This window comes from Peristeroidobacter agariperforans (genome assembly GCF_004138335.1).
In the GTDB taxonomy this organism is placed as follows: domain Bacteria; phylum Pseudomonadota; class Gammaproteobacteria; order Steroidobacterales; family Steroidobacteraceae; genus Steroidobacter; species Steroidobacter agariperforans.
The window spans coordinates 1,663,185-1,686,074 of record NZ_RYFW01000002.1; the positions used below are offsets into that span (position 1 = coordinate 1,663,185).

At 62.6% G+C, this 22,890-nt stretch carries 20 protein-coding genes; 15 read left to right on the forward strand and 5 right to left on the reverse strand.

Annotation, left to right across the window (positions count from 1 at the left end; genetic code table 11):
- Positions 1-152: 152 nt before the first annotated feature.
- Positions 153-2,510 (reverse strand): winged helix-turn-helix domain-containing protein, encoded by a 2,358-nt coding sequence (locus EK373_RS20960; RefSeq protein WP_157994465.1) that lies wholly within the window; start codon positions 2,508-2,510, stop codon positions 153-155.
- 158 nt (positions 2,511-2,668) lie between these two features.
- On the opposite strand from EK373_RS20960, the gene EK373_RS33110 reads away from it, so the two are divergent.
- From EK373_RS33110 to EK373_RS20980, 5 genes are all read left to right on the forward strand, one after another.
- The gene (locus tag EK373_RS33110) at positions 2,669-3,259 is read left to right on the forward strand and encodes a hypothetical protein (RefSeq protein ID WP_157994466.1); all 591 of its coding nucleotides are present in this window, start codon (positions 2,669-2,671) and stop codon (positions 3,257-3,259) included.
- 197 nt (positions 3,260-3,456) lie between these two features.
- Positions 3,457-3,936: a D-Ala-D-Ala carboxypeptidase family metallohydrolase gene (locus tag EK373_RS20965; RefSeq protein ID WP_129645634.1), complete on the forward strand. Its 480-nt coding sequence runs from the start codon at positions 3,457-3,459 to the stop codon at positions 3,934-3,936.
- Positions 3,937-3,980: 44 nt separating this feature from the next.
- Complete coding sequence (locus EK373_RS20970; protein WP_129645635.1) at positions 3,981-4,382, forward strand: hypothetical protein; 402 nt, start codon at positions 3,981-3,983, stop codon at positions 4,380-4,382.
- Positions 4,345-5,472: a hypothetical protein gene (locus tag EK373_RS20975; protein ID WP_129645636.1), complete on the forward strand. Its 1,128-nt coding sequence runs from the start codon at positions 4,345-4,347 to the stop codon at positions 5,470-5,472. Before EK373_RS20970 ends, EK373_RS20975 begins: the two co-directional genes overlap by 38 nt.
- Positions 5,473-5,484: 12 nt before the next feature.
- Positions 5,485-5,682, forward strand: a complete 198-nt coding sequence (locus EK373_RS20980) for a hypothetical protein (protein ID WP_129645637.1) — start codon at positions 5,485-5,487, stop codon at positions 5,680-5,682.
- 8 nt (positions 5,683-5,690) lie between these two features.
- Here EK373_RS20980 and EK373_RS20985 read toward each other — a convergent pair whose 3' ends face one another.
- Genes EK373_RS20985 through EK373_RS20995 form a run of 3 tightly spaced genes read right to left on the reverse strand, consistent with a single transcriptional unit; the run spans position 5,691 to position 11,486 of the window.
- Positions 5,691-7,124 carry an efflux transporter outer membrane subunit gene (locus EK373_RS20985; protein ID WP_129645638.1) on the reverse strand — a complete coding sequence of 478 codons (1,434 nt, stop codon included), beginning with the start codon at positions 7,122-7,124 and terminating at the stop codon, positions 5,691-5,693.
- Positions 7,117-10,272: an efflux RND transporter permease subunit gene (locus EK373_RS20990; RefSeq protein ID WP_129645639.1), complete on the reverse strand. Its 3,156-nt coding sequence runs from the start codon at positions 10,270-10,272 to the stop codon at positions 7,117-7,119. Before EK373_RS20990 ends, EK373_RS20985 begins: the two co-directional genes overlap by 8 nt.
- 2 nt (positions 10,273-10,274) lie before the next feature.
- Positions 10,275-11,486, reverse strand: a complete 1,212-nt coding sequence (locus EK373_RS20995; protein WP_129645640.1) for an efflux RND transporter periplasmic adaptor subunit — start codon at positions 11,484-11,486, stop codon at positions 10,275-10,277.
- A gap of 103 nt (positions 11,487-11,589) precedes the next feature.
- On the opposite strand from EK373_RS20995, the gene EK373_RS21000 reads away from it, so the two are divergent.
- From EK373_RS21000 to EK373_RS21015, 4 genes are all read left to right on the forward strand, one after another.
- Positions 11,590-12,213 (forward strand): TetR/AcrR family transcriptional regulator, encoded by a 624-nt coding sequence (locus EK373_RS21000; protein WP_129645641.1) that lies wholly within the window; start codon positions 11,590-11,592, stop codon positions 12,211-12,213.
- A gap of 138 nt (positions 12,214-12,351) precedes the next feature.
- Positions 12,352-12,969 (forward strand): carbonic anhydrase, encoded by a 618-nt coding sequence (locus EK373_RS21005; protein ID WP_129645642.1) that lies wholly within the window; start codon positions 12,352-12,354, stop codon positions 12,967-12,969.
- Positions 12,959-13,414 (forward strand): tRNA adenosine(34) deaminase TadA, encoded by a 456-nt coding sequence (gene tadA, locus EK373_RS21010; protein WP_129645643.1) that lies wholly within the window; start codon positions 12,959-12,961, stop codon positions 13,412-13,414. The genes EK373_RS21005 and tadA overlap by 11 nt, the downstream gene beginning before the upstream one ends.
- 84 nt (positions 13,415-13,498) lie before the next feature.
- Positions 13,499-15,589 (forward strand): TonB-dependent siderophore receptor, encoded by a 2,091-nt coding sequence (locus tag EK373_RS21015; protein ID WP_129645644.1) that lies wholly within the window; start codon positions 13,499-13,501, stop codon positions 15,587-15,589.
- A gap of 40 nt (positions 15,590-15,629) precedes the next feature.
- Here the strand turns inward: EK373_RS21015 and EK373_RS21020 are convergent, their stop codons facing one another.
- Positions 15,630-16,838, reverse strand: coding sequence for a LysR family transcriptional regulator (locus EK373_RS21020; protein WP_129645645.1), 1,209 nt, complete (start codon positions 16,836-16,838; stop codon positions 15,630-15,632).
- 128 nt (positions 16,839-16,966) lie between these two features.
- On the opposite strand from EK373_RS21020, the gene mhpT reads away from it, so the two are divergent.
- From mhpT to EK373_RS21050, 6 genes are all read left to right on the forward strand, one after another.
- Positions 16,967-18,172 carry a 3-(3-hydroxy-phenyl)propionate transporter MhpT gene (gene mhpT, locus EK373_RS21025; RefSeq protein ID WP_129645646.1) on the forward strand — a complete coding sequence of 402 codons (1,206 nt, stop codon included), beginning with the start codon at positions 16,967-16,969 and terminating at the stop codon, positions 18,170-18,172.
- Positions 18,173-18,281: 109 nt separating this feature from the next.
- Positions 18,282-18,965 (forward strand): 4-carboxy-4-hydroxy-2-oxoadipate aldolase/oxaloacetate decarboxylase, encoded by a 684-nt coding sequence (locus EK373_RS21030; protein ID WP_129645647.1) that lies wholly within the window; start codon positions 18,282-18,284, stop codon positions 18,963-18,965.
- Between the two features lie 24 nt (positions 18,966-18,989).
- Positions 18,990-20,081 carry a 4-oxalomesaconate tautomerase gene (locus EK373_RS21035; RefSeq protein ID WP_129645648.1) on the forward strand — a complete coding sequence of 364 codons (1,092 nt, stop codon included), beginning with the start codon at positions 18,990-18,992 and terminating at the stop codon, positions 20,079-20,081.
- Positions 20,078-20,971: an NAD(P)-dependent oxidoreductase gene (locus tag EK373_RS21040; protein WP_129645649.1), complete on the forward strand. Its 894-nt coding sequence runs from the start codon at positions 20,078-20,080 to the stop codon at positions 20,969-20,971. Before EK373_RS21035 ends, EK373_RS21040 begins: the two co-directional genes overlap by 4 nt.
- A complete protein-coding gene (locus EK373_RS21045) occupies positions 20,968-21,990 on the forward strand; it encodes an amidohydrolase family protein (RefSeq protein WP_129646010.1) in 1,023 nt (340 codons plus the stop codon). Before EK373_RS21040 ends, EK373_RS21045 begins: the two co-directional genes overlap by 4 nt.
- 9 nt (positions 21,991-21,999) lie before the next feature.
- Positions 22,000-22,890, forward strand: a complete 891-nt coding sequence (locus EK373_RS21050; RefSeq protein WP_129645650.1) for an amidohydrolase family protein — start codon at positions 22,000-22,002, stop codon at positions 22,888-22,890.

Genomic DNA, 22,890 nt, shown 5'->3' on the forward strand with positions numbered 1-22,890 from the left:
ACATTTCACGAGTGTGTTTGAATGTTCGTCCGCGATCGTCATCCGGAGCTCCTGGGAGGTACCAAGGGCGTCCAGTGTGCCGAGCAGCTTCTGCTATAGGGCCTGTCCTTCGGCGAACCCGCAGGCTCACTTTGGTTCGTGGCCTATGCGACTCAGCTTCGTTTCGGCACTTCGCCGCTACTTCGCATCTTATCGAGCAGCGCGCGCTGCTGGTCGCGATGTGCGCGGGCCTGCGCAGCGAGTGCTTGGAAGCGCGGGTCGGTGCGGATTTCAGAATAGATGGGGTCGAGCTCGGCGGTGTACCACCAGCCGGCATATCGGCCCATCTTCTGACTGGCGGCGAGCTCGGTTAGAGCTCGTTCATTCTCGCCGAGCATCGCGAAGGCTGCGGCACGTTCCCACGCGAACATGTGCGGGGGGCGTCCGATCTGCTCCGCGTCCAGATGTTCGAGCAGCGACGTCAGAATGTCACGCCCGCGACGCGTCTCGCCGGCCAATATCAGAACATGGGCATAGGTGAGCACCAGGCCGCGATTGCGCATCAGCGAAGAACCTGAAAACTGCAGGGTCATGCGCTCGATGAGATCGAGGGCAGGGGCGAAGTTGCGCGTCTGAATCGCCTCGTCCCGAAGCGCGTTGGCAGTGGGCCAATACCAACCCACCAATTCCTGATGGACCGCGTGCACCCGTAACTCGTCGTTGAGAAGGCTGGAGGCAGATGCTGGCGGTAACCACTCACGCACGACGCTGCGAGCCATTTCCGCCGCGCGTTCCCTGTCGCGCTGATATATCGGTATGGAAAGCCACGTATCTTTCGCACCCAGCTTCGTGGGCGGGCGGGCTTCGCGCATCAATGCCGACGCGGCCGCGAGGTCGCCCACTTCCAGATACAGCTCCGCGATGAGCGCATCGGCCCAATGTGAGTCTGCATCGACTGTCTTGGCTCGCTCCATCAGTCGGATGGCGTCCGCAAAATCGCCGTGCCAGATATATTCGGCATTCGCCAGATCGCGCAGCGCGGTCGGAAAATCAGGTTGGATCTCCAGGGCCTCGTGCAGCAGTTGCTCCATCGCTGGGACATCGCTTCGAGTCGCGAGCACCAGTTGCGCCTTGCGCCAACACAACGTCGCCGAAAGTGGATCGATACGCCGGGCGCGATCGATGAGTTCGAGGGCCTCGCCGCGTCGGCCCTGGCTGAACAAAAAATCCGAGTAACGAATGTAGTTTTCGTCGTAGCTCGGCGCGAGCTGAACGGCGCGTCGATACATTTCCTCCGCTCGGATCGGATCTGGCGTGAGTCGCGCGCGCTGTGCCCAAACGGGACCGAGCGCAGGGTTCAGCTCGATCGCGCGGTCGAACGCCTGGCCCGCCTGCTGGGTAAGCTGCTCCGTCATTCTCCTTGCGCCGAGATCCGCAGCGAGCAGCAGCGCCTGGCCATATGCGAAGTAGCCACGAGCAAAGGACGGGTCCAGTGTGGTGACGCGCGAGAAGATGACGGCTGCCTGGTCGGCATCAGCAGCTCGAAACGTCGACATGAGCTGTTGCCCGCGCAGGTACAGCTCATACGTCGACAGGTCCGTCGGAACATCCATGGCAGTGCTGCGGGCCTTGCCGAACGCAATCTGCAGTGACTTCGCCGTCTGTTCGACGACCGCCTCATTGACTGCAGCGAGTTGCTCGACCGGCTGCTCGAAGGTTCTCGACCACATCCGCGAGCCGGATTCGACATCCAAGAGCGTGACGTTCATCCGTACCTGGTCCGGCGCGCGCGACACCTCGCCTCGGAGCAAATAGCGCGCATGCACCCTGCGAGCGACGGCATCGAGGTTTTGTTCTGACTGCATCGCGTTCACTACCGAGCCGCTCGCGATGACCACCAGGTTTTGTAGCGCCGACAGCCGGGTGCGCAGCAGGTCCGTGACGATGGGCGCGAGCGCCTGGGTCGCGGAGTCCTGCGTCGCCGGCGCAAAAGGCGCCACGACAATCGCACGGTTATCGAGCGCGGCCGCGGGGGTGGATATTCCGACCGACTGCGGCGGTCTGGAATCGCGAAACACCAGCATGGCGCCGCTGCCGAGCATAACGACCAGCAGGACGGCAATCGCCCAGCGCAGATAGGTGGGCCGACGGTCTTTCAGATCGGAGATCGGCTGGACCGAGGGGGCTTGTGGCTCGGCTGCAACGCTGGCGACGCGTTCGACCGGAGCGATCAGCCGATAGCCTTTTCGAGGAACGGTCGCGATGAACGTCGGTTCGGGATCCGTGTCGCCGAGCAACTTTCGCAACTGCGAGATCGCCTGGTAGACGGAGGCGGAACCGACGACCACGCCTGCCCAGACCGTGTCGAGCAATTCTCGCGAACTCACCACCTGCCCAGGGGTCTCGGCCAGGCGCACCAGCAACCGCATGGTGCGGGGCTCGAGTCGGACGACTTCCCCGTCACGCGAAATCTGATCCAGCGCCGGCTCGACCCGCCACGCGCCAACTCGAAAGGATGCGTCGTTAACCACCGATGAAAGCCGTTCAGCTGCCATGTGCTGAGTATACGGCTGCCGTTTCGTCCTCAGGGATCCCTCAATAAAGCCCTGAGAAATCCTTGTGCCAATCCTCAGGAATTCCTTAGGCACGGCTGAGGATTCACGGGCGCCTCGCGCGGCACAAGGGCGCCATGAACGTCGCCTATCGTGTGTTCCTCGCAGTTGTGCTGATCGCGGTCGCGCCACGCAGCGGTGCGCAGAGCGATGAGTCCGAATGCTTGCGCAAAGAGGTCGAGGCCCACGTGCTGGAGCAATTCGCCATCTACGGACCGAAGTCGGCGAATCTTGAATACTTCGGCTTCGTCTACCTGCACGACGGTGTCCTCGCCAGCGCCGTGACTCGCAGTCGGCCGTGCCACGCTGCGAAATGCGTGGTGGACAGCGCTGAGGCGCTCCGCTCGATGCCGAGACCGGCCAAGGTGCTCGGCGAGTGGCACACCCATCCCCATGGCGGTTCGCCGGGGCTGTCCAAAGAGGACGTGCGGGGGGCGTACAACAATCGTCACATCCGTTGCTATCGGGCGTTCTACAGCACGCCCGGCGGGGCGATCTACGCCTGGAGCCCGAATCAAATGTCAGTCCCCGTTGCGATGGCATCGCGTGCGCCGGTTGGCAACTACAAGGAGACGCCGGTCGCAGGCCTGGTGGCGGGCTCCTCGCCGGGGAGCCCACCGGGCAACGCGAGATACCCCGTCACGACGTTATCGCTCGCGGTGAGGTGAGCTGACACCCGCGCTGAAGAAACAAACGTTACTCGGGGTGACGAGTTTCTTTACAGTTCTCCGCATAACACGTCCGTCGCTGGATCAATGTTTGTAACACTTGCACTCGGTGCACGCCGCATGCAGGATTGCTCGCGGGCGGGACGCTGCCGGGTCCGGATCTGCAGGGCGCGCATAAGAACAAACGAGGTGCTCGGATGCCTACGAAGATTTCGGAGCATTTTTCGCTCGAAGAACTGACGTTCTCTCAGACTGCCGCGCGCGACGGAATCAACAACCGCCCTGGTCCACAGGAAATCGCCGCTCTGCGCGAACTGTGCAGCAATATTCTCCAGCCCCTGCGCAGCGCCGTCGGTCACCCTCTGACTGTCAGTTCCGGTTATCGCTCGCCGCGGTTGAATCGCGCCATCGGTGGGTCCGAAACGAGTCAGCACATGGAGGGGCGCGCCGCCGACCTCGTGTGTTTCAACATGTCAGCCAAGAAATTATTCAAGCGCGTAATCGAGCTGAAGCTGCCGTTCGATCAGCTCATCTACGAAGGCGGCAAGCAGTCGATCTGGGTGCACGTTTCCTTCGATGCGAGCAAGGATCGCCGCATGATCATGCTGGCAAGCTTTCCTGAAGGCGGCGGCGTGAAGTATCAGAACGTCAGCCGCAAGGCAGCGCTCGCTTGGTAGCTGGTCGCAAACACGTTTGTGCCGGTCGCGCAGTTGGGGCTGCTGTGCGCGCCTGTCTTGCCATTGCACTGCTGCCCCTGCTGAGCGCGTGCGTCTACACGTATGTGAAGCCGGATGGCTCGGTCGTGATGATCGGATTGAACAAGGTGACGCTGCCGGCGGGCACGTCGGCGGACGGCGCCAGAACGATCTCCAGCAGCGCGATCGGCGTATCGCTGTTTCGCACGCCGCTCGGTTCGTCGCTTGCACTTGGATACAACCGCGAAGGTTTCACGGTCGTCAGCGAAGCGCCGAGGATAGCTGCCGCTGCCTGCCTGAGCGCCGACGGGACTGTTTCGAACACGGAGCAAGGAACTCAGTATGTTTCATCTATCCCCGAGGATGTGCCTGTGCGTCTGTGGCGCGATCATGTCGGGCTGTTCGACCTCGGCCTACTTCGTTACTAAGACCTCGCTCTCCATCGTCGATGTCGACTCAGCGCCCGCCGGAGCGTCGATCGCGTACGACCGCGTCGAGGGATTCTTCGCGCCATTGAATGATGATGGCACGTTGCCGCCGGTCGTCGCTCGGATCGAGACAGATGGTGGTTTGCTGAACACCAAGGTGCGGCAGATCTATGCGACGGGTGATGCGGCACAGATGATCACTGCGGGGAAAATTGAGGGGCAAGAGGAGGGGGATGGAAAAAGCGGCGAGTCTCGCCAGAAGGTCCAACCCGCACTCTTCACGACCGAAAGTCGCGACGTTGTGGGGCAGCCAACGCCGGCCCCTGCAGACCTTGCCTCAAAAGCCAATAGAAAGCGCAGAGCGGTCGCCTTCTTTGGCACATCTACGACCACCGGCTTGAAGGTAGGGTTCTCGCCCAGCGGGGTTCCGAACGGCTTTTTGCTGGGTTTCCGAAGAAAGGAGCTGTCCGTCCTGCCCGAATTGCACAAAGGCACAGACGGGCATTACGTGTATCCGCAGTTGCTGGCCGCTCTCGATACGAGCGCGCAGGTGGCGCCGAACGATGGGACGCGCTTAGGCATCTGCCAATCGTTTGCCGCCGGCGTCGCGGCGGTCGAGTTGGCGAGAGCCGCAAAGAATGGCCAGGAATCGCTGAGCTGCGGGAATGCATCGGCAGCCGATCTCTTCGGCGACTTCAATCGCTCCGTTGCGCGGCAGACGGAGATGACACGATCCGCTCTGACTTGCTACAGCGGCGTGCGCCAGGCTGATCGCAAGCCAATCTGGGAGGATGCTGCGCGTCTCGGTCTGCTCATGAGTGTCGTCGAGGGCGACGCTGCGGAAGCGAATGCTTCGGCGCTTGCTGCGTTGGTCGCGGCTGATGCCGAAGCCGATAAGCTCACGGACGCGCAGGCCAGATCCGACAGCAAGCGCAAGCAGGATGCGCGCTACGCAGCGCTACTGACTGCTGACCCCGGCGGTGCCATGCAGGACGGTAAGCTCGGTGGCAATTCCACTCGCGAGCGGCTGTTGGAGATCCACGAAGAGTACGTGTGCTCCCGACTCGAAGCGAACATGTCCACACCCTGACGGAGCTCTCCAATGGCGGACATCACCGGGTCAGCGATCATTCCCTGCAAGGACTGCAAGGCGCAAACCAAGCGCATTCAAAAGGGCGGCATCCTGAAAGTGACCGGCTGCGACGCGCTGCCCGGGCAGAGCGGAAAGCCGGAGGACCAGAAGCTTTGCAAGATCAGCTGGAAAATGCTGGGGCTGCCGCCGCAACCGGAAGAGGAGTGAGCGCAGGCTTACTCCTCGCCCGCGAGCCCTCCACCCAGCACGCGATATAGCGTCACGACGTTGTCGCTGGCAGTAAGGCGAGCCGATACCAGCGACTTCTCCGCGTTGTACAACGTCCGCTGAGCATCCAGAGCATTGAGGAACGTATCCACGCCCTTGCTGTAACGCGCTTCCGCCAGCTGATAACTATCAGCCGCCGCATCGACCAATGCGCGTTGGGCACTTAGCTGATCCTGGATCGTGCCACGAATGGCGAGGGCGTCGGCCACTTCCTTGAAAGCCGTCTGAATCGCGAGCTCATACTGCGATACATACAAGTCTCGCTGCGCCTTCGCGTACGACAGATTCGCGACGTTCGCGCCGCCTTGGAAAATGGGCAGCACCAGATTCGGCGCGACCGACCAGACCGACGTGCCGTCGCTGAACAGATCCGACAGCTCCGGGCTCGCAAGACCCTTGCTTGCTGTCAGCGACAAGCGGGGGAAGAACGCCGCGCGAGCCGCACCGATGTTTGCATTGGCAGACTGCAGTTGATGCTCCGCTTGTAAAACGTCGGGCCGCGCCAGCAGCACCGACGACGATAAGCCCGCGGGCACCTCCGACAACCAGTCATGATTCTCAGGCAGCTCGGCCGGCAGCAGCTCATCGGGAATGCGACCGCCGGTAAGTAACTCCAGCGCATTTCGATCCTGTGCGATGAGAGCCGTCGTGCTAGCCAGATCCACGCGGGCCTGTTGATACACCGTCTCTGCCTGTCGCACGTCGAGCCGCGACGACACACCGGCTTCGAGGCGCTTGCGCGTCACTTCCATCGTGCGTTGTGCGCTTTCGACAGTCCGGCGAGCCAGTTCGTACCGGCTGTTATCGGCTGCCAACGTGAGGTAAGCGCTCGTCGTTTCCGCGATCAAGCTGATGCGCGTCGCGCGGCCCGCTTCGGCGGTGGCGAGATAGGATTGCAGAGCGGCGTTGGACAAGCTGCGCACGCGACCGAACAAATCGATCTCGAACGCGCTCAAGCCGACGCTGGCAGTATAGAACTCGTTTTCGATGGCACGGCCGCCGTTCGCGCCGCCGATGCCACCGAATGTATTCAAGCTCTTCTGTCGAGTCGCACTGAGCTCGCCATCGAATTTCGGCAACAGATCGGAGCGCTGAATCCGATACTGCGCACGGGCTGACTGGATATTTGCCAGGGCGCTGCGCAGGTCGCGGTTGTTCGCGAGCGCCTGCTCGATGACTTTCTGTAACTTCTGATCTCGAATGAACTCGCGCCACGGCAGATCCGCCGCCGTCTTCTCGCCGGCCTGCGCGGGATCGTAGGCAGCGCCGCTGGGCCAGGCATCCGGCACAGGAGCGACCGGGCGCTCGTAGCGCGGCGCCATCGTGCAGCCAGTCAACACAAGCGAGATTGTGGCAGCGAGAGTGAGAGCGTGCTTACGCATGTTGAGCTCCTTCGCTCTGCACGCCGCCTTCGGGCGCCGGTGCGGTGACCGGGCGATCCTTGAACAGCTTGCGGACCAGAACGAAGAACAAGGGCACCAGGAAGATGGCGAGTACCGTCGCGGTCAACGTGCCGCCGACTACGCCGGTGCCGATCGAAATGCGGCTGTTCGCGCCTGCGCCGGTCGAGACGGCGAGCGGCATCACGCCCGCGACGAACGCCAGCGAAGTCATGATGATCGGGCGCAGGCGCAAGCGCGCAGCTTCGATGGCCGCATCCATCAGGTCCGCGCCTCGCAAGTACGCCGCTTCGGCAAACTCCACGATCAGAATCGCGTTCTTCGCGGACAAGCCGATGGTCGTCAGCAGCGCGACCTGGAAATACACATCGTTCTCCAAGCCACGCAGGGTCGCGCCGAGCACGGCGCCGATGACGCCGAGCGGGATCACGAGCATCACCGACAGCGGCACCGACCAGCTTTCATACAACGCCGCGAGACACAGGAACACGACCAGGATGGAGATGCTGTACAGCAGAACCTTCTGGCCGCCGGCCAGACGTTCCTGATACGACAAGCCGCTCCAGTCGAAGCCCGCGCCGGGCGGCAGCCGGCCCACCAGTTCTTCCATCTTGTCCATCGCGGTGCCCGAGCTGACGCCCTGGGCGGCCTGGCCCTGGATCGAATAGGAAGCCAGGCCGTTGTAGCGGGCCAGATTCTCGGGACCGTAGGTCCAGTTGGTGGTCGCGAACGCGGAGAAGGGCGTCATCGTGCCGGTTTCGCTGCGCACGTACCACTGCGCCAGATCTTCCGGCGACGAGCGGAATGGCGCATCGGCTTGCATATAAACGCGCTTGACGCGAGCACGATCGATGAAGTCATTCACATACACACCGGCCCAGGCGGCGCTCAGCGATGTATTGATGTCGGCGAGCGACAAGCCAAGCGAGCTGGCCTTCGCTTGATCGACATCGATATGCAACTGCGGCGTGTCCGGCAAGCTGCCGAGGCGAACCGCGCTCAGCGTTGCGTCCGCGTGCGCGAGACCCATGAGCTGATCGCGCATCTGCCTCAGCGTTTCGCGACTGACGCCCGCGTTGGCCTGCAACTGGAACTCGAAGCCGCCCGACTGGCCGAGGCCGGCTATCGACGGAGGATTGAGCGAGAAGATCTGGGCATCGCGCACCGAAGAGAGCGCCATGGTCGCGCGCTGCGCGATCATGTCCGCACGGTTCTTCACTCCCTTGCGCTCCTTCCAGTTCTTCAGGTTCACGAACGCCATGCCGGCGTTCTGGCCGCTGCCGCTGAAGTTGAAGCCCGACACCGTGAACATCGTGTTGACGTTGTCTTTCTCGGTCTCGAGGAAATGTTTCTCGATCCGCTTGGCCACTTCGAGCGTGCGGCTGACCGAGGCGCCGGCGGGCAACGTGAACTGCACCATCACCTGGCCCTGGTCTTCGGTAGGCAGGAAGCCGGTCGGCAGGCGCAGCAACAGCAGCGCCATCACCAGTGTGATCGCGCCGAAGACCAGCATGCCTTGCAGCGGACGCTTGAGCACTGTGACGACGCTGTGCTCGTAGCGATTGACCGCGCGATCGAAGGTGCGGTTGAACCAGCCGAAGAAGCCACGATGCTGCGGCTCACCGTGATGCGGCTTGAGGATCTGCGCGCACAGCGCCGGAGTGAGGATCAGGGCAACGACGACGGAGAGCAGCATCGACGACACGATCGTGATCGAGAACTGCCGATAGATGACGCCGGTCGAGCCGCTGAAGAACGCCATCGGCAGGAATACCGCCGACAGCACGGTGGCGATGCCGATCAACGCCGGCGTGATTTCGCCCATGGATTTCAGCGTGGCCTCGCGCGGCCCGAGGCCTTCCTCGCGCATGATGCGCTCGACGTTTTCCACCACCACGATGGCGTCGTCCACCAACAGACCGATGGAGAGCACCATCGCGAACATCGTCAGGGTGTTGATCGAATAACCGAACATCTGCAGCACGCCGAACGTGCCGAGGAGCACGACCGGCACGGCGATTGCGGGAATCAACGTCGCGCGCCAGTTCTGCAAGAACACGAACATCACGATGACCACCAGGACGATGGCTTCCACCAGCGTCTTCACCACTTCCTCGATGGAGATCTTGATGAACGCCGTGCTGTCGCGAGGGAACGAAACTGCGTAGCCCTGCGGCAAGGCAGACTTCAATTCATCGACGACCTTGCGGACACCCTCTGCAGTGGTGAGCGCGTTTGCGCCGGGGGCGAGTTTTACTGCGAGACCGGACGCTGGATGGCCGTTCGCGCGAGGCACGGCGTCGTAGCTTTCGCTGCCGAGCTCGACGCGGGCGACATCGCCGAGCCGCACGGTCGCGCCGCTCGGATCGTGCTTCACGATGATGGCGCGGAATTGATCGGGCGTTTGCAGCTTCGACTGCGCTGTCACCGTCGCGTTGAGCTGCTGCTCTGGCGCCGATGGCATGCCGCCGATCTTGCCCGCCGACACCTGCGCGTTCTGCGATTCGATGGCCGCGCGCACATCGCTGGGCATGAGGTTGTATGAAAGCAGCTTCTTCGGATCGAGCCAGATGCGCATCGCATACTGCGCACCGAACACCTGCACGCCGCCGACGCCGTGCACGCGAGCGATCGGATCCTGCATGTTGCTGACGAGGAAGTCGGCGAGATCGCTGGCATGCGCGGTATCGGTCAGGTCCGAGACGGCCACGATCATCAGAAAGTCATTCTGCGACTTGATGACGTTGACGCCTTGTTGCTGTACCGAGGAGGGCAGACGCGGCAGCGCCTGTTGCACCTTGTTCTGAACCTGCACCTGCGCCGTGTCGGGGTTCGTGCCTTGCTCGAACGTGACTTGAATGCTGGACTGGCCGTTCGAGCTGCTCGAGGAGGAGAAATACAACAGGCCGTCGATGCCGGTGAGTTGTTGCTCGATGATCTGCGTGACGCTGTTTTCGACGGTTTGCGCGTCCGCGCCGATATAGCTCGCGTTGATCGCGACGGTCGGCGGCGCGACGTCCGGATACTGAGCGACCGGCAACGTGGTGATCGCCGCCGTGCCCGCCAACATGATGACGATGGCGATCACCCACGCGAAGATGGGGCGCCCGACGAAAAATTTGGCGAGCATGATCAGCCTCCGGACGTGGGGGAGGCGGCTTCGGCAGACGCTGCTTTGGTACCCGAGCCCACATTCACGGGATTCACGGTGTCGCCGACGCGAACCTTGCTGGTGCCTTCGACGATCAAGCGGTCGCCCTCGGCCAGGCCGTTGCTGATCAGCCAGCGATCGCCGATCGCGCGTTCCGCGACCAGCGTGCGCTGCTCGACTTTGTTATCTGCGGTGAGCACCAGCGCGGTCGCATTCCCTTTCACATCGCGAGTAATGCCTTGCTGAGGCGCGAGGATCGCAGTGGTGCTGACCGCTTGATCGAGCACCGCGCGTACATACATGCCCGGCAGCAGCATCCCGTCCGGATTCGGAAACTGAGCGCGCAATGTCACCGAGCCGGTGGATTCATCGACCGCCACTTCCTGGAACTTGATCGTGCCCGCCTGCTTGTATTGCGAGCCGTCTTCGAGCCTCAGGCGCACCTTGGCCTGACCGGACTTCATGCCGGACTCGCCGATCAGGCGGCGCAGCTTCAGCAGCTCGGCGCTCGACTGAGTCATGTCCACGTAGATGGGATCGAGCGTGCGAATCGTGGCAAGCGCCGTTTCCTGATTGGCGGTCACGAGCGCGCCGGGCGTTACAGTCGACTTGCCGATGCGGCCAGAGATCGGCGCGCGCACCTTGGTGTAATCGAGATTGATCTGCGCACTCGCGAGCGACGCCTCCATCTGAGCGACCGAGGCGAGCGCCTGCTGATATGCCATGCGTGCATCGTCGGCTTCCTGTTGTGAAACGCCTTCGATGGCGAGCAGCTCGTCGTAGCGCTGCGCCTTCAAGCGAGTGGCTTCGACCGAGGCTTTGGCGTTCGCGAGTCCGGCCTTCGCTTCGGCGGCCGTGGCTTCGTACGGCGCCGGATCGATTTCGTACAACACCTGGCCGGCCTTGACCTGCGTGCCTTCTTCGAAGCGCCGGAATTTGACGATGCCGGAGACCTGCGGTCGCACGTCTGACACCAGATAAGGAGTGGTGCGGCCCGCGAGCTCCGACTGCAGCACCAGCGGCTGAGGCTGAACGGTGATGAAGCCGACCTCGGTGGCGGGGCGATCGGCCCCGGCAGCGGGGTCTTGCGAACAGCCGGTGAGCGCCAGGGCGAGCGCCGCGACGGAAATTGCAAGGCCAGCTCGAAGCTTGGCGGCGGAGGGAGTCGTCGGACTGGACACGCTAAAAGACATTGGACTAATCTGCGATCGAACTTGAGTGTGAACGTTCATTCTCAACCATTATGCCGAGCCCGGAGGCAAACGCCCAGGGTGCAATTGTGAAAACAATGTGAACATGTCTGTGCCGAAGGAAAAGAAGCGTCCGGTCAAAGAGTTGCGGGACCAACTCCGGCGCGACCAAATTGTTTCCGCGGCGCGTGTCTGCGTGGTCCGCCATGGCTTCCACGGCGCCAGCATGGGGCAGATCGCGGCCGAGGCTCAGATGAGTGTCGGGCAAATCTATCGCTACTTCCCCAGCAAGGAAGCCATCGTCCACGCCATCGTCGAGGGCATCGTCGCCCGGCGGCTGGAATGGATGGTGGATGACGAGAAACAGATCGATTTCGCGGCCCGCTTTGCCAATCGCCGTCATGTGGATGCCTCCGACGAGGAACGGTGCGAGCGCATCCTGCTGCTGGAAATCACAGCGGAGGCGACTCGCAATCCGGCCGTCGCCGAAATCGTGCGCGCAGCCGACCGACGCCTTCGTGGGCAGGCGGTAGAGCTGGTCCGCGGCAATTATCCAGAGCTTTCCGAGGAAGAGGCGGCCGCGCGCGTCGAGTTCGTGACCGTGCTGTCGGAGGGTAGCGCGTTTCGCAGCGTCACCGAGCAAATTGCCTCGCCGACGCTGTTAGAAGGCATTTATCGCGACGTGCTGCAGAAGCTGTTTCCTCGCATGACCGAGCGCGGATTGAGCTAAGAAGTCCCGGCGCGCACGCGCTACAATCGCCGACCCAATAACGAATTCAGCCGGTGACCTACCCGAAGGCTGCGTGACTGAAGGAGCGCGGCCGGGGAAATCCCTCGGGGGACCGGCTGCCCCGGAGGGCGTCAACGAATGATCTCGGCTCAAGAATCCCTGCAGCGCCTGCGCGACGGTAACCGTCGCTTCGTGGCCAGTCTCGGCAGCGGTGAAACGCAGCTACACCTCGCACGCGGCGTGGAGCTGACGCAGGAACAATCGCCGTTTGCCATCATCCTGGGCTGCTCGGATGCACGTGTGCCTGCCGAGATCGTGTTCGATCAGGGCCTCGGCGATCTGTTCGTGATTCGGGTCGCCGGCAACGTCGTTGCACCCTCGCAGGTCGGCAGCGTCGAGTTCGCCGCTTCGCGCTTCAACACACGTCTGGTCGTGGTGCTCGGTCATTCCCGATGTGGCGCCGTGCTTGCGACCATCGAGGAGCTGCAACGCCCCGCGGAAAACCAGTCCCTCAATCTGCGGTCGATCGTCGATCGCGTGCGTCCTTCCGTCGAAGGCCTGATGCGCACCGAGCTCAAGAACGATCTGCAGACGCTGGTCGGCCACGCCGTGCGCTCGAACGTACGGGCGTCGGTCGATCATTTACGCCACGGCTCGGCGCTGCTGGAAAATCTGATCCGGCACGAAGGCCTGATGGTGGTCGGCGCCGAATATTCCCTCGAAACGGGCGTGGTCGAATTCTTCGATGGCGTCTGATGCCGATGCTTCGTTCATGGCGCGAGCGATCGAGCTCGCGCGTGAAGCTGAACGGGCCGGTGAAGTGCCGGTCGGGGCGGTCGTCGTCAAAGACGGCGTGATCGTCGGCGAAGGCTGGAATCGTCCCATCAGCACCAACGATCCGACGGCGCACGCCGAGATCGTCGCCATGCGGGCGGCGGCTCAGCGCCTTTCTACCTATCGACTGTTGGATACGACGCTGTACGTTACGCTCGAGCCCTGCGCGATGTGTGCGGGCGCGATGGTTCATGCTCGCGTGAAGCGTTTGGTGTACGCCGCGACCGACCCGCGGGCCGGTGCGTCCGGGTCCATCTTCAATATCACGCAGCACACGGCGCTGAACCATCGTCTCGAATGTGAATCCGGGGTGCGGGCGGACGAGTGCGCCGCCCTGTTGAGAGCATTCTTCGTCGCGCGCCGCTGATGCGATAAACTAAGCCGATCCGAGCCAGCAAGCGGTTCACTCGAACCCAGCCAGCCAAAGAATTCCAAAAGCTGGGAGAGTGACATGCGAGTGAGGAAGGCGGTAGCGCTGTCGATAGCTGTTGCAAGTGGCGTCGTACACGCGCAGGACTTTTCGGGGCAAACGCTCGAGACGGTGCTGATCACCGCCAAGCGCGACGACCGCGTCAGCAAGGGTGCCGTCGGCCTCGACCTGGACATTGCCGATACGCCGCAGTCCATCAGCGTCGTCACCAGCGAGCAGATGGACAAATTCGGCGCCGACAACATCAACGACGCCCTGCGCCTCGCCACCGGCATCAACGTCGAAGAATGGGAAACCAACCGCACCAACTACATGGCGCGCGGCTTCGAGATCAAGAACACGCAGGTCGACGGCGTGGGCCTGCCGAATGACTGGGGCATCGTCACCGGCGCGATGGACTCGTTCGGTTATGAGAAGTTGGAAGTCATCCGCGGCGCGAACGGCTTGCTCACCGGCGTCGGCAACTCGGCCGGCACGATCAACTACGTTCGCAAACGTCCGACGAACGTCGCTCAGGGCAGTATCGATGTCAGCGCTGGATCCTGGGACCAGCGGCGCATCGAAGCCGACTATTCGACGCCGTTCACCGCCGACGGCAAATGGGCCGGCCGGGTCGTGGTCGCCGCCGAAGAGCAGGATTCGTACCTGCGCTTGCTCAGCAACGAGCGAACGTTTGTTTACGGCGTCATCGACGGCCAGCTGGGCGAGCGTTCCACGCTGACGCTCGGCGCCTCCTATCAGGAGGCCAACACCGACGGCAACATGTGGGGCGCGCTGGTGCTGGCCTACAGTGACGGCACGCAGGCCGAATTCCCTCGCAACGCTACGACCGCGCTCGACTGGACGTATTGGAATACGGAGAACACGACTGCCTTCGCCGAATATACCTTCAAGCTGGCTGAAGCGTGGGATTTCAAGCTGACTTACAACTATCGCAAGTACGAAGACGTGAGCAGTCTGTTCTTCGCGTGGACCCAGACGGGCATCGATCGCGACACGGGCCTGGGGCTGATGGGCAATCCCGGCCACTGGCCGACCGCGGACGAAGCGCACCTGGTCGAAGCGTCCGTGAACGGCCGGTTCGAGCTGTTCGGTCGCGAGCACGAAGCGATGCTGGGCCTGAGCTATGGCAACAGCGAGCACACTCAGCAGGTCAGCTACACCGCCGATCCGGACGATCCGAGCTGGGGCGCGCTGCCGCCGTTTCCTTATGCGGGCGATGCTTTTGACGAGCCGGTCTGGGGACCGGTGCAGCTGGATAGCTTCGCCGATCAAACGCTCAAGCGCGGCTTTGGCGCCACGCGCCTCAGCGTCACCGACAAGCTGAAGGCCATCGTCGGCTTCAACTACGCCGAATATCATCGCGACGGCACTTTGAGCGGCGGCGTGGCGTTCGATCAAACCGAAAGCGAGATCAGTCCCTACGCCGGCCTCACGTATCAGGTGCTCGATCAGCTGATGCTCTACGGCAGCTACTCCGACATCTATCAGCCGCAGGATCAATACGACATCACCGGCCAGTATCTGGTCGCATCGAAGGGCCTGAACTACGAAGTTGGCGTGAAGGCCGAGTTGCTGGAGAAGCGGGTGCTGGCGACGGTGGCGTTGTTCAAGGCCGAGCAGGAAGACCTGGCGACGTTCGCCGGTATGAGCGACGGCGGCCAGTACTACTACGAAGGCGTCGATGTGAGCTCGAAGGGCATCGAGCTGGAAGTGGTCGGTCGTCTGAGCGAGCACGTCGATCTGGTCTTCGGCTACACGTCATTGCAGCTCGAAGGCGCACAAGGCGAGGACATCTACGAGTGGGTGCCGCGTCGGACCGCCAACCTCTCGCTGAGCGCGCAGTTGCCGAGCTTCACCGCGGTTTCATTCGGTATCAACGGCCGATGGCAGAGCGATATCGCCAAGCTGGATGAATACACCAACGTGATCATCCGGCAGGACAGCTATGCGACGTTGAATGCGTTTGCGAGCTGGAATGTCACCGACAAGCTGCACGTGCGCGCCAACGTTCGCAACATCACGGACGAGAAGTACATCACCAGTTTGTATCAGGTCGGTTTTTACGCCGCGCCTCGCAATTACGAGCTGGGTGTGGGTTACAGGTTCTGACCAGGTGCGATGGCGGGGCGGCGTCCGGCCGCTCCGCCATCTATCGACTGAGCTGATTTGCCGTTTCACGCACGATTGTCAGCAAGCGCGCCTGCGCCTGCGTCGGGCGCCAATCCTCCCGCACCGTCAGTCCGATCCGTCGCAGCACCTTGCCGCCCGGGTGCGGCAGGCACACCAGCATGCCCGCCTGCAGCTCATAGTGAACCTGATTGGTCGATGACAGCATCATGTGGTCGCCGCCCATCAGGAAGGCGCGCGCCGCCCCGAGTGAGTTGCACTCGATAAAGCGCTGCGGCGGCTCGATGCCCATGTCTTTAAACAAGGCTTCGAAGTGCGCTCTGAGCGGCGAGGTGGCGCGCGGCGCGATCCAGGGATGACTCGCCAGGTCGGTCGCGGTCAGCTTGCGCTTCTTCGCCAGTGGATGCCCGGCGCCGACGACGATCGACAACGGATCGTCGAACAAATGTTCCTGCACGATGCCGCCGCTCACGCGGATGTCACGCAGGGCGCCGATCAGGAAATCAGCCTGACCCGACTGCAGCGCGCCGAGCAAATGTTCGTAAGTGCCCTCCATGATGGAGACGGCGTGCTCGGTATGTTCGCGTGTAAAGCGAATGAGTGCGTTGGGAACGAGAAAGCTGCGAGACAGCGGCATGGAGCCGATGACCGTGCGGCCTGTTTCACGTCCATGCAGCGCGTCGATATCGGCGCGTGCCTGAGCGATCTCCACGAACGCGAGATGCGCGCGGCGAGACAGCTTTTCCGCTTCGCGGGTGGGAACAACGCCGTAGCTGGTTTTTTCGAACAGCTGCGCATCGAGCAGCCGCTCCAAAGTGCGCGCCGCGCGATGCATGGTCGGCTGTGAAACGCCCGTGGCGCGCGCGGCATGAGTGAAATTCCGAAACTCCACCAGCTTGATCAACGAGCTCAGCTGCGGGGCGCTGATCCGTCGGAACAATTGCTCACGCCGGGCGGCATTCATGTCCGCGCCGGCCAGTTCCTGAATGCCATCCCGCAATTGTCTCAGCGCTCGCTCGACGCGCTCGGCACAAGCGACTCCCGCTGGCGTGGGACGCATGCCATACGGGCTGCGTGTGAACAGGGGCGCATCGAAGTAACGTTCGATCGCTGCGATCGCCTGAGTGAGCGCGGATTGCGTTAAATGCATCCGGAGCGACGCTGCGCTGATGCTGCCGCTCGTCATGACTTCATGAAAGGCCTGCAGATGGCGTAGATTGGGCACCGTCATGACTGCATCGTGGCACGCGCCGGTGGGGTTGGCTATAGCAATCTCTAATACTGGGGCGCCAATTTGAATTGGCCGGCGGGACGATCGCAGTCCCAGAATCGTAGTAACGACTCAGCTTGGGGGATGGCATGGTTCAAGAGCGGACCGCGCTGGTTGAGACGCCCAATGTGGCGATCACCGTGGCGCTGTGCTTTCTGGTCGCCGTGGTCGAAGGCTTCGACATCCAGGCCATGGGGGTGGCCGCGCCCAAGCTTGCGCCGCAGTTCGGCTTCGATCCGAAGCAAATGGGCTGGATCTTCTCGATCAGCAACATCGGCCTGGTCATCGGCGCCGGCCTGGGCGGCCGGCTCGCCGATCGCGTGGGTCGCAAGCCGGTGTTCATCGGCGCCGTGCTCGCCTTTGGCCTGTTCACTTTGCTCACATCGCTGGTCGGAACGTTCGAAGCGTTGTTCGTCGTGCGCTTTTGCGCCGGCCTCGGCTTCGGCGCCGCGTTGCCAAACATGATGGCGCTGGCCGCCGAGGTCAGTGCGCCGGAGAAGCGAGCCTCGACCGCTGCCCTGATGTTCGCGGGCATGCCGCTGGGCGGTGGCACTTCGGCGCTGCTGACTCAGTTGCTCCCTTCGGGCTTCGACTGGCGCATCCTGTTCGAAATTGGCGGCATCCTGCCGTTGCTGCTCGCGCCGACCATTTATTTTCTGATGCCGGAGACGCTGCAGAAGAGTGCCGCGGGAGCGCCGCGAACCGATATCCGTTCGGCCTTGTTTGCAAATGGCCGCCTGCCGGCGACATTGCTGCTATGGCTCGCCTTCCTGCCGACGCTGTTGATCCTCTATCTCATCCTGAACTGGCTGCCGACGCTGGTCGTTGCGAATGGCCTGGATCGCGCGGTCGCCCCGCAAGCGTCGCTGGCATTCAACTTTGCGAGCGTGGCCGGTGCGCTCGTCTTCGGCCACCTGGTGGATCGCATGGATACACGCTGGCCGATGACGTTCGCGTACCTTGGCTTGATCGTCGCACTGGTCGCATTGAGTCGTTCGACCGGATTGACGATGACCGTGGCGCTCAGCGGCGCCGCTGGTTTTTTCCTACTCGGCGCGAACTATGCGCTCTATGGGGTCGCGGCCACTTATTACCCACTGGCCGTTCGCGGCACCGGATCGGGCGCGAGCGTCGCGGTCGGTCGCATCGGTTCGATCATTGGCCCGCTATTGGCCGGTGTGCTGTTGGGCGGCGGGACCAGTGCGAGCGGCGTCGTTCAATACATGGTGCCGGTGGCCGCAGTGGCGGGCGCGGCGGTGTTTGCCCTGAGTTTTTGCCGTCGGCCGCAAGAGTGAGCGGTGACGGGTTTTGTCTATAGCGCCGCCTAATAGCCCCGCGCGAAATTGAATTGGCCGGGCGCGGCGTCGAGCGTCACACTGCATGACGCGTTGGAGGAATTCCGAAATGTCAGTGGTCGTCAGAAACATTCAGCGGGCCGAGCGTCGGGTGATCGACGGCCTGGCCGAATCCGGGGTCGCGACCGTGCACGAGGCGCAAGGCCGCACCGGGTTGCTGGCGCCTTACATGCGTCCGATTTATGCCGGCGCGCGCATCGCCGGATCGGCCGTCACGGTGAGCATCCCGCCGGGCGATAACTGGATGATCCACGTCGCGGTGGAGCAATGTCAGGAAGGCGACATCCTGGTCGTTTCTCCAACCTCTGCCTGTGATGCAGGGTATTTCGGCGAGCTGCTGGCGTGCTCGTTGATGTCGCGCGGCGTTCGCGGCCTGATCATCGAAGCCGGGGTGCGCGACGTGAAAGATCTGACGGCTATCGGTTTCCCCGTGTGGTCGCGCTACGTCTCCGCTCAAGGCACGGTGAAAGAAACGTTGGGCAGCGTCAACGTTCCCGTCGTCTGCGCGGGCGCTGCGATCAAGCCCGGTGACGTGATCGTTGCGGACGATGACGGCGTTTGCGTCGTGCCGCGCGAGAAGGCCGCGACCGTGCTGGAGCAGTCAACTGCCCGTGAGAAGAAGGAAGCGGGCGTGCGATCTCGGCTGAAGGCAGGCGAACTGGGGCTCGATATCTACAGCATGCGTCAGCGCCTGGCGGAAAAGGGCCTGAAGTACGTCGATTCTTTGGAATGACCCGCGGCCGCGGAGTCTTGCGCCATGCTTAAGTCCATTCCTTGTACCTTGATGCGCGGTGGCACCTCGAAGGGTCTGTACTTCCACGAGTCGGATCTTCCCGCCGAGCGCGAGCTGCGCGATCGGGTGCTACTGGCGGCCATGGGTTCGCCCGATGTGCGACAGATCGATGGCGTCGGCGGCGCGCATCCGCTCACCAGCAAGGTGGCTGTGATCCGTCGCTCCAGCGCTTCGCACGCCGATGTCGATTATTTGTTTCTGCAAGTCGTCGTCGACAAGGCCGAGGTCAGCGATAGCCAGAACTGCGGCAACATTCTCGCGGGTGTCGGTCCCTGGGCCATCGAGAATGGATTGGTGCCGATTGCGGGTGAGGTCACGCCCGTTCGCATTCATATGCTGAACACCGCGAGCATCGCGGTCGCTTACGTGCCGACACCGAATGGCGCAGTGGAATACGAAGGCGAGGCGCGCATCGACGGCGTTCCAGGAACTGCCGCTGCGATTCCGCTCGAGTTCCTCGATGTTGCGGGGTCGAGTTGCGGTTCGTTGCTACCGACGGGTTCGGCGGTCGACGAGATCGACGGCGTTGCCGTCACCTGCATCGATAACGGCATGCCCGTTGTAATCTTGCGTGCCGAGGACTTCGGCATTTCGGGCGATGAAACACCCGAACAGCTCGAGAGCAATCAGACATTGAAGCAGCGGGTCGAGGCCATCCGGCTCGCGGTCGGTCCGCGCATGAATCTCGGCGACGTGACGAAAAAGACCGTGCCAAAAATGTGCCTGGTGTCGCCGCCAAAGCAAGGCGGTGCGATTTCCACTCGCACATTCATTCCGCACCGTGTGCACGAGTCCATCGGCGTGCTCGGGGCGGTGAGCGTGGCCACGGCTTGCGTGACCCCCGGTTCCGTCGCCGCGCAGGTAGCGAAGCTTTCCGGCAAGGGTTCGGCGCAGCGGCTCGAAGTCGAGCATCCGACGGGATTTTTTACGGTCGACATCGAAGTGGCGGTGACGGACGGCAAAGTCGATGTGCGTCGCTCCGCGTTGCTGCGAACGGCCCGCAAGCTCATGCGCGGCGAAGTGTTCGTGCCTGGTCGCGTGTGGAGCGGGTCGTGAGCGCGATCGAGCATATTTGTTTGCTCGGCTTCGGCGAAGTAGGGCAGACACTGGCGGCCGATTTTCACGCGGCCGGTGTCACGCAGCTCGCGGCTTTTGACCTGCTGTTCACGGATCCCGAGAGCGCCTGCACGCGTGCAGCCGTTGGGGCGAATGTACGGGTCACGAGTAGCGCCGCTGACGCGGTGGCAGGGGCAGATCTGGTCGTGAGCGCGGTGACGGCCGCGCAAGACGTGGCCGCCGCGCGTTCTGTCGTTGGGGCGTTGAAGCCCGGCGCCTATTTCCTCGATGTGAACTCGGTGTCCCCGGGCGTGAAGGCGCAGTCGGCCGCGTTGCTCGACGCCAGCGGCGCCCGCTATGTCGAGGCTGCCATCATGTCGCCAATCAACCCGAAGCGTGTCGGCTCGCCCATGCTGTTCGGCGGCAAGCATGCGGCCGCATTTCTGCCGTTGGCGCAACGGTTGGGATTCAGCGGGGCCGAAGTGTTCTCGGACCAGATCGGTCGGGCGTCTGCCGCCAAGATGTGTCGCAGCGTCATGATCAAGGGTATGGAAGCGTTGCTGACGGAATCGTTGCTGTCGGCGCGTCACTACGGTGTCGAGTCGACCGTGATCGATTCGCTGCGCAATTTATTTCCAGCAGCGGACTGGTCGATGCTGGCGCGCTACATGATCTCGCGCTCGCTCATTCATGGGCGGCGTCGTGCCGAGGAAATGCGCGAAGTCGCGCAGACGGTGAGTGAAGCAGGGCTGCAGCCTCACATGAGCGCGGCCTGCGCGCAGCGTCAGGACTGGGCCGCCAGGTTCCGTGAAGCTGCCTCGATCGAAGAGTTGGAAGCGATGCTCGACGCGGTGCTGAGCCGCGCCCAGGCGGAGAAACCCTCATGCTGATTATCGATTGCCACGGTCACTACACGACCGCGCCGGATGCCCATCAGAAGTTTCGCGATCAGCAACTCGTGAAGTTGAAGGATCCGCTCGCGCCCACGCCGACGCCGGCCAATATCAGCGACGACGAGATTCGCGAGACCATCGAAAAGAATCAGCTGAAGCTGCAGAAAGAGCGGGGCGCGGACATCACCATTTTCTCGCCGCGGGCTTCGGCGATGGCGCATCACGTCGGCGATGAGGCGGTGTCGAAGCAGTGGACGCGCGCCTGCAACGATCTGATCAAGCGGGTGGTCGATTTGTATCCGGAGAATTTCGTCGGTGTGTGTCAGCTGCCGCAGTCGCCTGGCGTGCCGATCTCGCATTCGGCGACAGAGCTCGAGCGATGCGTGAAGGAGCTGGGTTTCATCGGCTGCAACTTGAATCCCGATCCGTCGGGCGGCCACTGGACCGCACCGCCGCTGACCGACAAGCACTGGTATCCGTTCTACGAGAAGATGGTCGAGCTCGACGTTCCGGCGATGATTCACGTCTCGGCTTCGTGCAACCCGAACTTCCACGCTACCGGCGCGCATTACATCAATGCCGACACGACGGCGTTCATGCAGTTCATCGAAGGCAACCTGTTCAAGGATTTCCCGACGCTGCGCTTCATCATTCCTCATGGCGGCGGAGCTGTGCCGTATCACTGGGGCCGCTATCGCGGCCTCGCGGACATGCTGAAACGTCCGCCGCTGGCTCAGCACGTGATGAAGAACGTGTTCTTCGATACCTGCGTGTACCACCAGCCCGGCATCGACCTGCTGGTCAAGGTGATCGACCTCGACAATATTCTGTTCGGCTCCGAAATGGTGGGCGCGGTGCGCGGTATCGATCCGGAGACGGGCAACTACTATGACGACACCAAGCGTTACATCGACGCACTGAGCATTTCGGAGGCGGACAAGCGCCGCATCTTCGAAGGCAATGCCCGTCGGGTGTTCCCGCGCCTGAACGCGATTTTGAAGTCACGCGGACTGTAAGAGACAACCATGGCAGCGTTTCAGATGGACCGCGATTGGCTGGTGTTTCACCCGTCGCCGAGCAAGCCGAGCTTCCGGCCGCCGGCGGGGGCAGTGGATGCGCATTGCCATGTGTTCGGGCCGGGCGATGTGTTTCCGTATGCCCCCGAGCGCAAGTACACACCGTGCGACGCGCCGAAGGAAAAGTTGTGGGAGCTGCGGGATTACCTCGGCTTCGACCGCAACGTCATCGTGCAGGCGACCTGTCACGGCGCGGACAATCGGGCGCTCGTTGATGCGCTAAAGGCATCCAACGGCCGAGCGCGGGGCGTTGCCACCGTGAAGCAAGACGTAACTGACGCCGAACTACGAGCACTCGATGCGGCCGGCGTGCGTGGCGTACGCTTCAACTTCGTCAAGCGGCTGGTCGATACGACGCCGCGCGAGGTGTTGCATTCGATCGCCGAGCGCATCAAGCCGCTCGGCTGGCATATCGTCATTTACTTTGAGGCGCAGGAGCTGCACGAGCTCTACGACTTCTTCACGTCATTGCCGACCACCGTGGTGGTCGATCACATGGGGCGGCCCGATGTGACCAAGCCCGTCGACGGTCCGGAGTTCGAGCTGTTCGTCCGGTTGCTGCGCGAGAACACCAATTTCTGGTCCAAGGTGAGCTGTCCGGAGCGGCTGTCGAAGACCGGGCCGGATGCCTATGACGACGTTGTTCCGTTCGCCCGGCGAATCGTCGAGACCTTTCCGGATCGAGTGTTGTGGGGCACCGATTGGCCGCATCCGAACATGAAATCGCACATGCCCGACGACGGCAAGCTGGTAGATTTCATTCCACGCATCGCGCCGACCGCCGAATTGCAGCGTAAGCTGCTGGTCGACAACCCATTGGCCCTGTACTGGAGTCGCTGA

Bases quoted from the DNA above. Each gene is read 5' to 3' on its own strand.
- EK373_RS33110 (WP_157994466.1), top strand. From the start codon at position 2,669: ATGAACGTCGCCTATCGTGTGTTCCTCGCAGTTGTGCTGATCGCGGTC.
- EK373_RS20965 (WP_129645634.1), top strand. From the start codon at position 3,457: ATGCCTACGAAGATTTCGGAGCATTTTTCGCTCGAAGAACTGACGTTC.
- EK373_RS20975 (WP_129645636.1), top strand. From the start codon at position 4,345: ATGTCGGGCTGTTCGACCTCGGCCTACTTCGTTACTAAGACCTCGCTC.
- EK373_RS20980 (WP_129645637.1), top strand. From the start codon at position 5,485: ATGGCGGACATCACCGGGTCAGCGATCATTCCCTGCAAGGACTGCAAG.
- EK373_RS20985 (WP_129645638.1), bottom strand. From the start codon at position 7,124: ATGCGTAAGCACGCTCTCACTCTCGCTGCCACAATCTCGCTTGTGTTG.
- EK373_RS20990 (WP_129645639.1), bottom strand. From the start codon at position 10,272: ATGCTCGCCAAATTTTTCGTCGGGCGCCCCATCTTCGCGTGGGTGATC.
- EK373_RS20995 (WP_129645640.1), bottom strand. From the start codon at position 11,486: ATGTCTTTTAGCGTGTCCAGTCCGACGACTCCCTCCGCCGCCAAGCTT.
- EK373_RS21000 (WP_129645641.1), top strand. From the start codon at position 11,590: ATGTCTGTGCCGAAGGAAAAGAAGCGTCCGGTCAAAGAGTTGCGGGAC.
- EK373_RS21005 (WP_129645642.1), top strand. From the start codon at position 12,352: ATGATCTCGGCTCAAGAATCCCTGCAGCGCCTGCGCGACGGTAACCGT.
- tadA (WP_129645643.1), top strand. From the start codon at position 12,959: ATGGCGTCTGATGCCGATGCTTCGTTCATGGCGCGAGCGATCGAGCTC.
- EK373_RS21015 (WP_129645644.1), top strand. From the start codon at position 13,499: ATGCGAGTGAGGAAGGCGGTAGCGCTGTCGATAGCTGTTGCAAGTGGC.
- EK373_RS21020 (WP_129645645.1), bottom strand. From the start codon at position 16,838: ATGACGGTGCCCAATCTACGCCATCTGCAGGCCTTTCATGAAGTCATG.
- mhpT (WP_129645646.1), top strand. From the start codon at position 16,967: ATGGTTCAAGAGCGGACCGCGCTGGTTGAGACGCCCAATGTGGCGATC.
- EK373_RS21030 (WP_129645647.1), top strand. From the start codon at position 18,282: ATGTCAGTGGTCGTCAGAAACATTCAGCGGGCCGAGCGTCGGGTGATC.
- EK373_RS21035 (WP_129645648.1), top strand. From the start codon at position 18,990: ATGCTTAAGTCCATTCCTTGTACCTTGATGCGCGGTGGCACCTCGAAG.
- EK373_RS21050 (WP_129645650.1), top strand. From the start codon at position 22,000: ATGGCAGCGTTTCAGATGGACCGCGATTGGCTGGTGTTTCACCCGTCG.